General features: G+C 70.9%; 10 protein-coding genes. 7 read left to right on the top strand and 3 right to left on the bottom strand.

The features are described 5' to 3' along the window. Positions 1-61 precede the first annotated feature (61 nt). Positions 62-1,264, top strand: a complete 1,203-nt coding sequence (locus DKM19_RS24970) for a HAMP domain-containing sensor histidine kinase (protein ID WP_110698843.1) — start codon at positions 62-64, stop codon at positions 1,262-1,264. Beyond that, positions 1,261-1,929 carry a response regulator transcription factor gene (locus DKM19_RS24965; protein WP_204358999.1) on the top strand — a complete coding sequence of 223 codons (669 nt, stop codon included), beginning with the start codon at positions 1,261-1,263 and terminating at the stop codon, positions 1,927-1,929. Before DKM19_RS24970 ends, DKM19_RS24965 begins: the two co-directional genes overlap by 4 nt. A 9-nt stretch (positions 1,930-1,938) precedes the next feature. Here DKM19_RS24965 and DKM19_RS24960 read toward each other — a convergent pair whose 3' ends face one another. Continuing rightward, the gene (locus DKM19_RS24960) at positions 1,939-2,982 is read right to left on the bottom strand and encodes a LacI family DNA-binding transcriptional regulator (protein ID WP_110698842.1); all 1,044 of its coding nucleotides are present in this window, start codon (positions 2,980-2,982) and stop codon (positions 1,939-1,941) included. A 253-nt stretch (positions 2,983-3,235) separates the two neighbouring features. Here DKM19_RS24960 and DKM19_RS24955 point away from each other — a divergent pair, with 253 nt between their 5' ends. From DKM19_RS24955 to DKM19_RS24940, 4 genes are read left to right on the top strand one after another with little or no spacing between them, the layout of a single operon-like run. Continuing rightward, positions 3,236-4,540 carry an ABC transporter substrate-binding protein gene (locus DKM19_RS24955; protein WP_110698841.1) on the top strand — a complete coding sequence of 435 codons (1,305 nt, stop codon included), beginning with the start codon at positions 3,236-3,238 and terminating at the stop codon, positions 4,538-4,540. Next, positions 4,534-5,493 (top strand): carbohydrate ABC transporter permease, encoded by a 960-nt coding sequence (locus tag DKM19_RS24950; protein ID WP_110698840.1) that lies wholly within the window; start codon positions 4,534-4,536, stop codon positions 5,491-5,493. The genes DKM19_RS24955 and DKM19_RS24950 overlap by 7 nt, the downstream gene beginning before the upstream one ends. Then, positions 5,490-6,317, top strand: coding sequence for a carbohydrate ABC transporter permease (locus DKM19_RS24945; RefSeq protein WP_110698839.1), 828 nt, complete (start codon positions 5,490-5,492; stop codon positions 6,315-6,317). The genes DKM19_RS24950 and DKM19_RS24945 overlap by 4 nt, the downstream gene beginning before the upstream one ends. Positions 6,318-6,338: 21 nt before the next feature. Further along, positions 6,339-8,945 carry an alpha-L-rhamnosidase gene (locus DKM19_RS24940; RefSeq protein ID WP_110698838.1) on the top strand — a complete coding sequence of 869 codons (2,607 nt, stop codon included), beginning with the start codon at positions 6,339-6,341 and terminating at the stop codon, positions 8,943-8,945. A gap of 128 nt (positions 8,946-9,073) precedes the next feature. On the opposite strand, the gene clpX is transcribed toward DKM19_RS24940, so the two are convergent. Further along, complete coding sequence (gene clpX, locus DKM19_RS24935) at positions 9,074-10,369, bottom strand: ATP-dependent Clp protease ATP-binding subunit ClpX (protein ID WP_110698837.1); 1,296 nt, start codon at positions 10,367-10,369, stop codon at positions 9,074-9,076. A 65-nt stretch (positions 10,370-10,434) separates the two neighbouring features. Then, positions 10,435-11,637: a cytochrome P450 gene (locus DKM19_RS24930; RefSeq protein ID WP_110698836.1), complete on the bottom strand. Its 1,203-nt coding sequence runs from the start codon at positions 11,635-11,637 to the stop codon at positions 10,435-10,437. 103 nt (positions 11,638-11,740) lie between these two features. On the opposite strand from DKM19_RS24930, the gene DKM19_RS24925 reads away from it, so the two are divergent. Beyond that, a complete protein-coding gene (locus DKM19_RS24925) occupies positions 11,741-12,823 on the top strand; it encodes a TetR/AcrR family transcriptional regulator (protein ID WP_110698835.1) in 1,083 nt (360 codons plus the stop codon). The last annotated feature ends 72 nt before the right edge of the window (positions 12,824-12,895 follow it).

Here is a 12,895-nt window from a genome sequence, read left to right as displayed (position 1 = left end):
CATGCCGTTGTTAGGTCCGGGGCGGCATCCTGGAGGCCGGCACGGAAGCGGGAGAGGACCGATGAGGAATCTGCGACGCCCGGCGCTGCCGGGCCGCACCGTACGGCTGCGCTTCACCGCCCTGTACGGTGTCCTGTTCCTCCTGTCCGGCATCGGGCTGCTGGCCCTCACCAACCTCGTGGCCCTCGGATCGTCGAGGGTCACGGTGCCCGGGGAGAATCCCCAGCCCCAGCAGCTCACGCTCGCGGCCTCCCAGGAGCTCGTCGGCCGACTCCAGGCTCAGCTCTCGGAGACGCATACGGCCCAGTCGCGCCAGCTCCTGATCGGTTCGGCGGTCGCGCTCGCCGTCATGGCCGTGGTCTCGGTCGTGCTGGGCCGGGTCGTCGCGGGCCGGGTGCTGCGCCCGTTGCGGACGATCACCTCGGCCACGCGGCGGATCTCCGCCGACAACCTGCACGAGCGGCTGGCCGTGCCGGGTCCCGCCGACGAGGTGAAGGACCTCGCCGACACCATCGACGGGCTGCTGGAACGCCTGGAGGTCTCCTTCTCCGCGCAGCGCCGGTTCGTCGCCAACGCCTCCCACGAGCTGCGCACCCCGCTGGCGACCATTCGGGCGTCGCTGGACGTGGCCGTCGCCAAGCCGGAGCCCGTACCGGCGCAGACGGTCGCGCTCGCCGACAGGATCCGCACCGAGCTCGACCAGGTCGACCGGCTGCTGGAAGGCTTCCTCCTGCTCGCCCGCACCCAGCACGGAGCCCTGTCCGACCGTGCGACGATCTCGCTCGGCCGCGTGGTGTCCGCGGCCCTGGACGGCCGGGCCGCCGACATCGCGGACAGGAGCCTGACCGTCCACGACGGTGACGTCCGGGACGGCGCCTGGACGCGGGGGAGTCGGACGCTCCTGTCCCGCATGGTCGACAACGTGATCGACAACGCGATCACCCACAACCACGACGGCGGCTGGATCCGGGTCGCCGCCACGGCCGACGGCGCGACGGCGCGGCTCGTCGTGGAGACGGGCGGGCGAGTTCTCGACCGGGAGCAGCTCGCGCGGCTGGCCCAGCCGTTCCAGCGGCTGGGCGCGGACCGCACCGGCTCCGACGGCGGCTCCGGGCTCGGGCTGTCGATCGTCGCCGCCGTCGCCACGGCCCACGGCGGCGACCTGGATCTCCGTGCCCGGCCCGAAGGCGGTCTCCGGGTGGCCGTCTCCCTGCCCCTGGCGGACGCGCCTCTGGCGGACACACGGGCAGGTGTCCCGGCGTGAGGGTGCTGGTGGTCGAGGACGCGCGCTCCCTCGCCGCCATCCTCGCCGAGGGTCTCCGCGACCAGGGCATGGCCGTGGACGTGGCGCACGACGGCCTGGAGGCCGCGGCCAAACTCGACCTCAACGCCTACGACGTGGTCGTCCTCGACCGCGACCTGCCGGGGATCCACGGCGACACCCTCTGCCAGATGATCACCGAACGCGATGACCGCGTCATGGTCCTGATGCTGACCGCGGCCGGCTCGCCCGGCGACCGGGTCAGCGGCCTGACCCTGGGAGCCGACGACTACCTCGCCAAGCCCTTCCACTTCCCCGAACTGGTCGTGCGCATCCGCTCCCTGGCCCGCCGCCAGCCCTTCGCCCGCGCCCGCACCCTGCGCGCGGCGGGCATCGAACTCGACCCCCTGCGCCGCACCGCCACCCGCGACGGCCGTCACCTCGACCTGTCGGTCAAGGAGTTCGCCCTCCTCGAAGCCCTCCTGCGCGCCGGCCCCGCCTTCCTCAGCGCCGAGAACCTGCTCGAACAGGTCTGGGACGAACACGCCGACCCGTTCACCAACACCGTCACCGTCACCATCGGCCGCCTGCGCCGCAAACTCGGCGACCCCTCGATCATCACCACCACACCCGGCGTGGGCTACCGCATCACCGACCCGCCCGGCTGATCCGCCTGGCTAGGGGGTGATCTCCGGGAGGAACGGGCCGGTTGACCGGCGGGGGATGAGCGTCGGGTTGACGGAGAAGCGCACCGAGGCGGTCCGGCCCTCGATCCGCTCCAGCAGGAGCCGTCCCGCCGTCTTGCCCATGACCGCGCCGTCCTGGTCGACGCTCGTCAGCGCCATGTTGGCCAGGGCGGCCAGCCGGGTGTTGTCGTACCCGGCGACGGATATGTCGGTCGGGACGGCCAGACCGGCCTCGTGGATGGCGGCGAGCGCGCCGAAGGCGGCCAGGTCGGCGCCGGCGAAGATCGCCGTCGGGCGCGGCGACCGGGCCAGCAGCTCGCGCGCACCCTGGTGGCCGCCCTCCTCGGTGTAGGAGGTCATCGCGATGGCGATCTCGTCGGCGAGCCCGTGCTCGCGCATCACGCGCTCGTAGGTCGCCGCCCTGATCGTGTGGAGCAGCGCGGCGGGACGGCCGCGGCTGGCGTTCTTCTGCGCGATGTGCGCGATCCGGCGGTGCCCCAGCGCGATCAGATGCTCGACGACGAGCTCCGCCCCGGCCTCGTCGTCGTCGAACACCGAGTCGTAGACCGCCGATCTTTCGTGGCGGCCGAGCACAACGGTCGGCACGTCCTCGGCCACCTGCTCCAGCCGCGTCTTCGACGCGAGCGGGGCGACCATGAGGATGCCGTCCACCTGCCGGTCGACCAGGGCGTCGATCGCCCTCGTCTCGGCCTTCAGCTCGTCGCCCTGGACGATGATGACCTGGTAGTCGGCGCCGGCGAGCTGCTCCGTGACGCCGTCGAGGATCTCGGGGAAGAACGGGTTCCTGATGTGGGGGAGCAGCACGCCGACGGTGAAGGTGCGGCCGCGCATCGCGCGCGCGCCGGCGTGCGGCCGGTAGTCGAGCTCGTCGATGGACAGCTTCACCCGGTCCCGCATGGCCGGGCTGACGCCGTAGGCGTTGCGCAGCACCTTGGAGACGGCGGTGGTGGAGACCTGGGCGTGACGCGCCACATCGGCGATCGTCACCCGGCGCCGTCGATCGCGCGTGGCCATGTGCCGCCTCTCCGTGGGAACGAGATTCGTAGCCGAGTGTACGAGCCGCCCGCCGCGAGCTGGGACGGGAGTGGGTAACGTTACCCACTTTTCAGCAGCGATAGCAGCAAAAACGAACGAATTACTGTGACAGCGCCTGGTTACGGTTGAGGATCGTTCCCCATATTCAACCTTGACGGGCCCTTCCCGTAACACTACGTTAACCGGCAGTCGGGGGCTCTTAAAACGATTCAAGCTGACCTCGGAGTGGCTTATGAAGACCTCTCATCGCACGCTGGGCGCGGCCGTCGCAGTGCTCGCGCTCGCCGCACTGACCGCCTGTGGCTCGGGCGACAAGCCCGCCGCCGACGGCGGCGCGGTCACCCTCTCCTTCCTGGTGGACAACACCGAGATCACCGTGGCTCAGGCCAAGGCCGTCGCGGACGCCTTCCAGAAGGCCAACCCCACCATCAAGGTCGAGACCGAGACCCGCCCGCCGGGCGGTGAAGGCGACAACATCGTGAAGACGCGACTGTCGACCGGCGACATGAGCGACGTGTTCTGGTACAACTCCGGCTCGCTGCTGCAGGCGCTCAACCCGGCGCAGACCATGGTCGACCTGACCGGTGATCCGGTGCTGAAGGACGTGCAGAAGTCCTTCCTGCCCGTGGTGACGCAGGGCGGCAAGGTCTACGGCGTGCCGGTCGGCACCGCCGCGGGCGGCGGCATCCTGTACAACCGGAAGGTCTACGCCGATCTCGGCCTGCAGGTGCCCAAGAGCTGGGCCGACTTCATGGCGAACAACGAGAAGATCAAGGCGGCCGGGATCACCCCGGTGATCTCCACCTTCAAGGACACCTGGACCTCGCAGCTGTTCGTGCTCGGCGACTACTTCAACGTCCAGGCCGCCGCGCCGACCTTCGCCCAGGACTACACCGCCAACAAGGTCAAGTTCGCCACCACGCCCTCGGCCACGGCCGGGTTCCAGCACCTGGCGGACGTCAACGCCAAGGGCTATCTCAACAAGGGCTTCGGCTCGGCCACCCTGGACGAGGGGCTGAAGATGCTGATCGCGGGCAAGGGCGCGCAGTACGCCACCCTGTCGTTCGTGCTTCCGCCGCTGCTGGCCGACAACCCGCAGATCAAGACCGACATCGGCTTCTTCGGCATCCCCGGTGACGACCCGGCGAAGAACGGCGCGACCATCTGGGAGCCCGCAGCCGTGTACGCGTCAAAGACGACCGAGCACCTCGACGCGGTGAAGAAGTTCCTGGCCTTCGTGGCCTCGCCCGCCGGGACCGAGGCGATCACCTCGGCCGTCGCGCCGGCCGGGCCGTACCGGATCGAGGGGGCGAAACTGCCCGAGGACGCCCTGCAGATCGCCAAGGACCTCCAGGCCTACATCGACGCCGACGCCACCGCGCCCGCGCTGGAGTTCCTGTCCCCGGTCAAGGGCCCGGCCCTGGAGCAGATCACCGTCGCGGTCGGCTCGGGGCTGACCCCGGCCGCGGACGGCGCCAAGCAGTACGACCAGGATGTGGAGAAGCAGGCCAAGCAGTTGGGCCTCGCCGGATGGTGACCAGGTCCGAGCCGGACACCAAGGACACCGGATCCCGCCGCGGCGCGGGGTCCGGCCCCGGGGCCGGACCCCGGCGCGTCCGCTCCGCCCGGAGCAGGTCCGCCGCGGCCTACCCGTACGCGTTCTACCTGCCCGCGGGGATCGTCTACGTCGTGATCTTCCTGATCCCGACGGTGATGGCGTTCTACTTCTCGCTGACCCGCTGGACGCTCTTCGACAGCACCTTCGTCGGGCTGGACAACTTCCGTGACTTCTTCGCCGAGCAGAACCTGCGCGTCGGGTTCGTCAACACGCTCATCTACGCGGTGGTCACCAGCGGCCTGAAGGTGGTGCTCGGGCTGCTGCTCGGCACCCTGCTCACCTCCAAGCTGCGCCTGCGCGGTTTCCTGCGCTCGGTCGTCTTCTTCCCGGTGCTGGTCAGCACGGTCGCGGTCGGCATCACCTTCAGCGTGCTGCTCAAGCCGGACACCGGACTGGTGGACAGGACGCTCGCGCTGGTGGGCATCTCGGGTCACGACTGGCTGGGGGACGCGAGCACGGCGCTGCTGTCGGTGGCGCTGGTGGACGTGTGGAAGGGCGTGGGCCTGGCCACCGTCATCTACATCGCCGGCATCCTGTCCATCCCACGTGACTACTACCAGGCCGTCGCGGTCGACGGCGGCAACGCCTGGCACCGGTTCCGGCACGTCACGCTCCCGCTCAGCTGGCCCGCCACCTACTCGGTGATCATCCTGTCGTTCATCGGCGGCCTGCGCTCGTTCGACCTGATCTGGACGATGACCCGCGGCGGCCCCGGCTTCACCAGCGACGTCATCGCCTCGATCATCTACAAGCAGTACCAGGCCGGCTTCTACGGCCTGTCCACCGCCGGCAACGTCATCCTCTTCGTCGCCGTCACCGTCATCGTCCTCCCGCTCACCTGGTTCCTCGGCAGAAGGCAGGTGGCCGCATGAAGGCCCTGCGCAGGGTCAGCGCGGAGGGCATCGCCCTGCTCGTCGCCGGCGTCATCTTCCTCGTCCCCTTCTCGTTCATGGTGCTCACCGCGGTCAAGGACCAGGTCCAGGCCGCCGATCTGGACTTCGCCTGGCCGGCGAACTGGCCGATCGTGGAGAACTTCGTCGCGGTGGTGTCCGCGCGCGACTACGTCCTGCTGCGGGCGTATGTGAACAGCATCGTGTTGACCGTCGCCTCGGTCGCGCTGATCGTGGTGTGCGCCGCCATGGCCGGATTCGTCCTGCAGCGCCGGGCCGGCCGGATGGGCGCGCTGGCGAACTTCCTGGTGCTGTCCGGGCTGATCATCCCGCCCGCGATCGTGCCGACCATCTGGCTGCTGCAGGCGATCGGCCTGTTCAAGACGCTGCCCGGGCTCGTCCTGGTCGAGGTGGCCTTCAGCCTGTCGTTCGCGGTGCTGCTCTTTCGCGCCTTCATCGCGGCCATCCCCCGGGAACTGGACGAGGCCGCGCTGATCGACGGCTGCACCGGGCTCACCCTGTTCTTCAAGGTCATCTTCCCGCTGCTGAGACCGGTCACCATCACCGTGATCCTCACGACCTCGGTGACCATCTTCAACGACTTCGTCAACCCGCTGTACTTCCTGCCCGGCGACGACAACGCCACCGTGCAGGTCACTCTCTACAACTTCCAGAGCCAGTACAGCACGCAGTGGAACCTGCTGTTCATGGACATCGTGCTGATCACGATCCCGCCGCTGCTGGCCTTCGTCTTCTTCAACCGCAAGATCGTGTCCGGCATGACCGCCGGCGCCATCAAGGGCTGACCTCAAGGAGCACCACCCGCCGTGTCCACCGCATCCTTCCCCCGCGTCGAATCCCCCCGGTTCGAACACCACCGCCGGCCCGTCGGCATCGGCGAGCCCGCTCCCCGCCTGTCCTGGACGGTCGTCACCGACGACCTGCCCGGCTGGACGCAGCGGGCGTACGAGATCGAGATCAGTGACGAGAGCGGCGCCACGCTCACCGCGACCGGCGTCGTGGAGTCCGAGGAGTCCGTCCTCGTTCCCTGGCCGGGGACGGAGCTGGGCTCCCGGCAGCGGCGCGGCGTGCGCGTGCGCGTGCACGGCCACGACGGCTCGGCCAGTGACTGGAGCCCGTGGTCGTGGGCCGAGACCGGCCTGCTGGAGCCGGTCCACTGGCACGCCGGCGCCGCCGCGCCGCCGCGGGAACTCCTCGGAGCCCCCGACGGCCCCGCTCTCCTGCTGCGGCGCGACTTCACGGTGCGCGGACCGGTCGCCGCCGCCCGCCTGTACGTGACCGCCCGCGGCCTGTATGAGATCGAGATCAACGGCGAGGCGGTCGGCGACGAGGTCCTCGCGCCGGGCTGGAGCAGCTACTCCCATCGGCTGCGCTACCGCACCCACGACGTCACCGCCCTGCTGAGAGGCGGCGGCAACGCCGTCGGCGCCACGCTCGCCGACGGCTGGTACCGCGGCCGGGTCGGCTTCAACGGCGGCAGAACCGGCGTGTACGGCGACCGCACCGCGCTCATCGCCCAGCTGGAGATCACCTACACCGACGGGACGACCGACCGGGTGGTCACCGACGGCGACTGGCGCTGCGCGAGCGGCCCGGTCACCTCCGCGAGCCTGTACGACGGCGAGGCCTACGACGCCCGGCTGGTCCCGGCCGGCTGGTCGTCGGCCGGCTTCGACGACGCCTCCTGGCTGCCGGCCGACGTGCTCGACCACGACGCGACCCTGCTGGTGGCCCCCACCGGGCCGCCGGTGCGCCGGACCGAGACCCTCAGCCCGGTGGAGACGCTCACCGGACCGGCGGGGGAGACCATCCTCGACTTCGGCCAGAACATCTCCGGACGGCTGCGCATCCGGGTCCAGGGACCGGCCGGTCACACCGTCTCCCTGCGGCACGCCGAGGTCCTCGAAGACGGCGCGCTGTCGCTGCGGCCGCTGCGCGACGCGGCCGCCCTGGACACCTACACCCTGCGCGGCGACGACACCGCCGAGGAGTGGGAGCCGCGCTTCACCATCCACGGCTTCCGCTACGCCCAGATCATCGACTGGCCCGGCGAGCTGGAGGAGAGCGGCGTCCAGGCGGTCGTCTGCCACACCGACATGCGGCGCACCGGCCACTTCAGCTGCTCCGACCCGCTGCTCAACCGGCTGCACGAGAACGTGGTCTGGAGCATGCGCGGCAACTTCGTCGACATCCCGACCGACTGCCCGCAACGCGACGAGCGCCTCGGCTGGACCGGTGACATCCAGGTCTTCGCCCCGACCGCGTCCTTCCTCTACGACAGCGCCGGCACGCTCACCTCCTGGCTGGCCGACCTGGCCGCCGAGCAGGCCGCCCTCGGCACCGTTCCGCACTACGTGCCCTGGGTCGACCTGCTGTTCCCCGCCGAACCGGCCGCCGCCTGGGGCGACGCCGCGGCGGTCGTGCCCTGGGTGCTCTATCAACGCTTCGGCGACCTCGGCATCCTGCGGGCGCAATATCCCAGCATGAAGGCCTGGGTGGACCAGGTCGCCGCGCTGGCCGGGAACAGCCATCTGTGGGACGAGGGCTTCCAGTTCGGTGACTGGCTCGACCCCGCCGCGCCGGCCGACGAACCCGGCAAGTCACGCACCGACCACGCCCTGGTGGCCACCGCCTACCACGCCTGGAGCACGCAGATCCTGGCCGACACGGCCGGACTGCTCGGCCACGAAGAGGACGCCACCCGGTACGCGGCGCTGGCGGCCGCGGTGCGCGAGGCCTTCCGCGGCGAGTTCGTCACCCCCACCGGGCGCCTGGCCGCCGACACCCAGACCGCCTACGCCCTCGCCCTGCACCTGAACCTCCTGGACAAACCCGAACAGCGCGAACGCGCGGGCCGCCGCCTGGTCGAGCTGGTCACCCAGGACGGCTTCCGGATCGCCACCGGCTTCGTCGGCACCCCGCTCATCTGCGACGCCCTGGCGGCCGTCGGCGCCCACGACACCGCCTACCGCCTGCTCACCCAGCGGGAATGCCCCTCCTGGCTGTATCCCGTCACCATGGGCGCCACCACCATCTGGGAACGCTGGGACAGCCTCCTGCCCGACGGAACGGTCAACCCCGGCGAGATGACCTCCTTCAACCACTACGCGCTGGGCGCGGTCGCCGACTTCCTGCACCGTACGGTGGCCGGCCTCGCTCCCGCGGCCCCCGGCTACCGCCGCCTGCGCATCGCCCCCCGCCCCGGCGGCGGCCTCACCCACGCCTCCGCCGAACTCCACACCCCCTACGGCCCGGCCTCCGTCACTTGGACCACGGAGGAAGGCACCCTCACCGTCACCGCCACCATCCCCCCGGGCACCGTCGCCGACATCGACCTCCCCTACGCCGGGACCACGCCGACCGAGGTCGGCGCGGGAACCCACACCTTCACCGGCCCCTACCGACCGGCGTAACCGATCGGTCGAACCACCGGCCCCTGCCGGCCGGCGTAGCCGCTCGGTCGGACGCGGATGCCGGGCTCCGCTTCACGAGCCGGGCATCCGCGTCCGGGGAACGCCGGGCATCCGGCCCGGGAAACGACTCAGGCGGACTTCTCGGGGCTGTCCCAGGTGCGATCGGGCTGCTCGCGCGGCACCAGGGTCGGGTTGACGTTGCTGAGCACGGTGTCGCGGTCGATCACGACGCGGGCCACGTCGTCCCGGCTCGGCACCTCGAACATCACGTCGAGCAGGACCTCTTCGAGGATCGCCCGGGTCGCTCGGGCGCCGGTACGGCGGAGCAGCGCCTGTTCGGCGATGGCGCCGATGGCGTCCTCGGTGAACTCGAGCTCGACACCGTCGAGCTCGAAGAGCTTCTGGTACTGCTTGATCAGCGCGTTGCGCGGCTCGGTGAGGATCCGGACCAAGGCCGTCCGGTCCAGTTGCCGGAAGGTCGACACCACCGGGAGCCGGCCGACCAGCTCAGGGATCAGCCCGAACTTCAGCAGGTCCTCGGGCGTGACCTCGGCGAAGGCGTCCTGCTCCCGCTCCTCCCCGGTGTGGATCGCGGCGAGGAACCCGGCGCCCTTGCGACCGACCCGTCGTTCGATGATCTGCTCCAGGCCGGCGAACGCGCCGCCGACGATGAACAGCACGTTGCTCGTGTCGATCTGGATGAAGTCCTGCTGCGGGTGCTTGCGGCCGCCCTGCGGCGGCACGCTCGCGACCGTGCCCTCCAGGATCTTCAGCAGCGCCTGCTGGACGCCCTCGCCGGAGACGTCGCGGGTGATCGACGGGTTCTCGCTCTTCCGGGCGACCTTGTCGATCTCGTCGATGTAGACGATGCCGGTCTCGGCCTTCTTGACGTCGTGGTCGGCGGCCTGGATCAGCTTGAGCAGGATGTTCTCGACATCCTCCCCGACGTAGCCGGCCTCGGTGAGCGCGGTGGCGTCGGCGATCGCGAACGGGACGTCGAGCATCCGGGCGAGCGTCTGGGCGAGATGGGTCTTGCCGCAGCCGGTCGGGCCGATCAGCAGGATGTTGGACTTGCCGAGCTCGACCGGCTCCTCCTTCGCGGGGTTCTGCCCGTTCCCGCCGGCTCCCGGCCGGATGCGTTTGTAGTGGTTGTAGACCGCCACCGAGAGGACCATCTTGGCGTTGTCCTGCCCGATGACGTACTGCTCGAGGAACTCGTAGATCTCCCGGGGCTTCGGCAGCTCCCGCTGTCCTGCCTCGGAGGCCGCGCCGAGCTCCTCCTCGATGAGCTCGTTGCAGAGCTCGACGCACTCGTCGCAGATGTGGACGCCGGCCGGCCCCGCGATGAGCCTCTTGACCTGCTTCTGGTTCTTCCCGCAGAACGTGCACTTCAACAGGTTGCCGTCATCGGCGATGCGTGCCACGTGGAAAAGTCTCCTCAACGGTTGTGCGGTCCGTAACGCGGGAGGACCACGTCGGACCTGGATGGTCAGAGGGTCACGGGCAGCGACGCCAGACGCCAGGTGCCCGGGTCGGGGACGCGTCCCGGGGCCTGCGCGTCGGCGAGCGACAGATCGGGGAAGCGGCGCAGCAGCGCGGCGAGCGCGACCTCGGTCTGTGCCCGAGCCAGCGAGGCCCCGAGACAGAAGTGTGGTCCGTGAGCGTACCCGAGATGTCCCGATGATCCAGCGACGCGGCTGATGTCGAACCGGTCGGGGTCGGCGAACGCACGCGGATCGCGGTTGGCGGAGACGACGGAGGCGGTGACGGGCTCGCCCTTGGGGATCAGCACGCCGAACATCTCGACGTCCTCCCGCGGCCGGCGGGGAATGCTCAGCAGCTGCGGCCCGGACCAGCGCGTCAGCTCCTCGACGGCGCGGGGCATGAGGCCGGCGTCCTCGCGCAGCGCGGCGAGCTGGCCGGGGTGGCGGAGCAGGGTCTCGACGGCGTTGGCGATGAGGTTCGTCGGCGTCTGCCCGGCGAGGACCAGGTTCCAGACCAGGGTGACCATCTCGGCGTCGCCGAGCCGGCCCCCGTCGTCGGCCTGGGCGCGGATGAGGTCTGAGATCAGGTCGTCGCCGAGCTCGGCCTTCCGGCTCGCGACCGCGGCCTTGGCCCCCTCCATGATGCCGGGGATGGCGTCGGCGAACGCCTGGCCCCAGCCGGCCGCCACTGCGGCGCCGTACTCCCGCCAGCGGGGGCGGTCGGTCTCGGCGATGCCGACCAGCTCGCAGATCACCTCGATCGGCAGCGGTCGCGCGAAGTGCGCCAGAAGGTCCACCGAGCCGCCCTCGGCATGGTTCGGCAGGTCGTCGAGGAGGCTCTCGACGATCGGTTCGATCCGCGGCCGGAAATCGACGGCGCGGCGCGGGGTGAACGCGGGCGACACCAGCCTGCGCAGCCGCGCGTGCTCCGGTCCTTCCATCTCCTGCATGGTCCGCATGTAGGCCAGGCAGTGCTCGGGGATGCCGGGGGGCCGCGTGAAGCTGTCGGCGCCGAGCTCGAACCGCGGGTCGCTCAGCATCGCCCTGGCGTCCTCGTGCCGCGTCAGGACCCACATCGGGCGCATGCCGGGGGCCAGGAGCCGTGCCAGGGGCGAGAGCTCCCGGACGCGTCCGTAGGCGGAGGCGGGGTCGCGCAGCACCTCGGGGTCGGTCAGGTCGATCCCGGGAACGTCGCTCACATCGGTCATGGATGCCCCAGACTTTCGGATGATAAAACCAGATGTTCTCATCATATGCACGGCCCCGGGTATCGTTGATCCAGACGATCGGGCAGCCGGAACGGAGAGGACGATGGGTCGGTTCACCAGGGCGGAAATGCAGGAGCGCAACCGCGCCAAGGTGCTGGCCGCGGCCAGGGAGGAGTTCACCGAGCGGGGCTTCCGCGACGCCAAGATCGACAGCATCGCCGAGCGCGCCCGGCTCACCCGCGGCGCGGTCTACTCCAACTTCCCCGGCAAACGGGCCCTCTACTTCGCCGTCCTGGCCGACCTCGCCGAGCACGACGCCACGCCGCCTGACCTGGAGTCCGGCGGCACCGCCCGCGAGGCGCTCGGCGCGTTCGCCCGCGCCTGGGTCGCCCGGCTCCCCCTCGCCACCGACGAGCAGCACAGCCCGGCCCGGCTCGGCATGGACCTGCTGTCCGAGGTCCTCGCCGACGAGCGGACCCGGCTGCCGTTCGCGCAGCTGATGAAGCTCGACGCGATCCTGCTCGGACTGGCCCTGGAGCGGCTGCGCCCGCCCGAGGAGCCCACCGGCCGCCTGGTGTCCGTGGCCGAGGTCGCGTTCACGACCCTGTACGGCGCAGGCCAGATGGCCGCCGCCGCCCCTGGTTTTGCCGACCCCTTCAATGTCGTCAGCGTCTGCGAACAGCTCGCGGACCTCGATCTGGGCGACACGTGGCAGCCTCCGCACCTCGCCTACGTTCCACGGGCGCGACCCGCCGACGAGCCGTGGTCCCCGCCGCCCGCCGCGGACGTCATCCGCGGCGAACCCGCGCGGCTGGCAGACGACGGCGTGGTGGCGATCCTCGGGCTGCACCGGCTTGAGGCCGCCGAGGAGGCCGTACGGGCCGCACCGCCCACGGCCACGGTCACCGCAGTCCTGGTCACCGGCGACCCCGGCGAGCTGGCGCCGCTGGCACGGCTGGTCATCGCCGAGCTCCGCGTCTGCCTGCGCCAGGCCTTCCCGCCGTCGGCGTGGCCGCGCCTACAGGTGGTTTACGACACCTCCGGCACCCTCGCCGCGGCGGCCGGCGTGCCCGCCGTCAGCGACGGGACCGAGGCCGCCGTCCGGGTCGAGGCGGGGCGGATCGTCGCCAGGGCCGACGGCCGCGGCGCGTGCCACGCGGCCGCGTCGGCCGGTGAGCCCAATTAGCCCAGTTAGCCAAATCGGCCCGATGGGTCCGGTGGGCCGGGTAGGCCTGATCAGGCCGGTGAGCCCGGTGAG

The organism is Streptosporangium sp. 'caverna' (assembly GCF_003203775.1).
GTDB classification, from domain to species: Bacteria; Actinomycetota; Actinomycetes; order Streptosporangiales; family Streptosporangiaceae; genus Streptosporangium; species Streptosporangium subroseum.
The sequence above is the reverse complement of the archived record's forward strand: the minus strand, read 5'-3'. Positions and strand labels throughout refer to the sequence as shown.

Coding starts and splice junctions, on each gene's coding strand:
- DKM19_RS24925 (WP_110698835.1), top strand. CDS start 11,741: ATGGGTCGGTTCACCAGGGCGGAAATGCAGGAGCGCAACCGCGCCAAG.
- DKM19_RS24950 (WP_110698840.1), top strand. CDS start 4,534: ATGGTGACCAGGTCCGAGCCGGACACCAAGGACACCGGATCCCGCCGC.
- DKM19_RS24930 (WP_110698836.1), bottom strand. CDS start 11,637: ATGACCGATGTGAGCGACGTTCCCGGGATCGACCTGACCGACCCCGAG.
- DKM19_RS24960 (WP_110698842.1), bottom strand. CDS start 2,982: ATGGCCACGCGCGATCGACGGCGCCGGGTGACGATCGCCGATGTGGCG.
- DKM19_RS24945 (WP_110698839.1), top strand. CDS start 5,490: ATGAAGGCCCTGCGCAGGGTCAGCGCGGAGGGCATCGCCCTGCTCGTC.
- DKM19_RS24955 (WP_110698841.1), top strand. CDS start 3,236: ATGAAGACCTCTCATCGCACGCTGGGCGCGGCCGTCGCAGTGCTCGCG.
- DKM19_RS24970 (WP_110698843.1), top strand. CDS start 62: ATGAGGAATCTGCGACGCCCGGCGCTGCCGGGCCGCACCGTACGGCTG.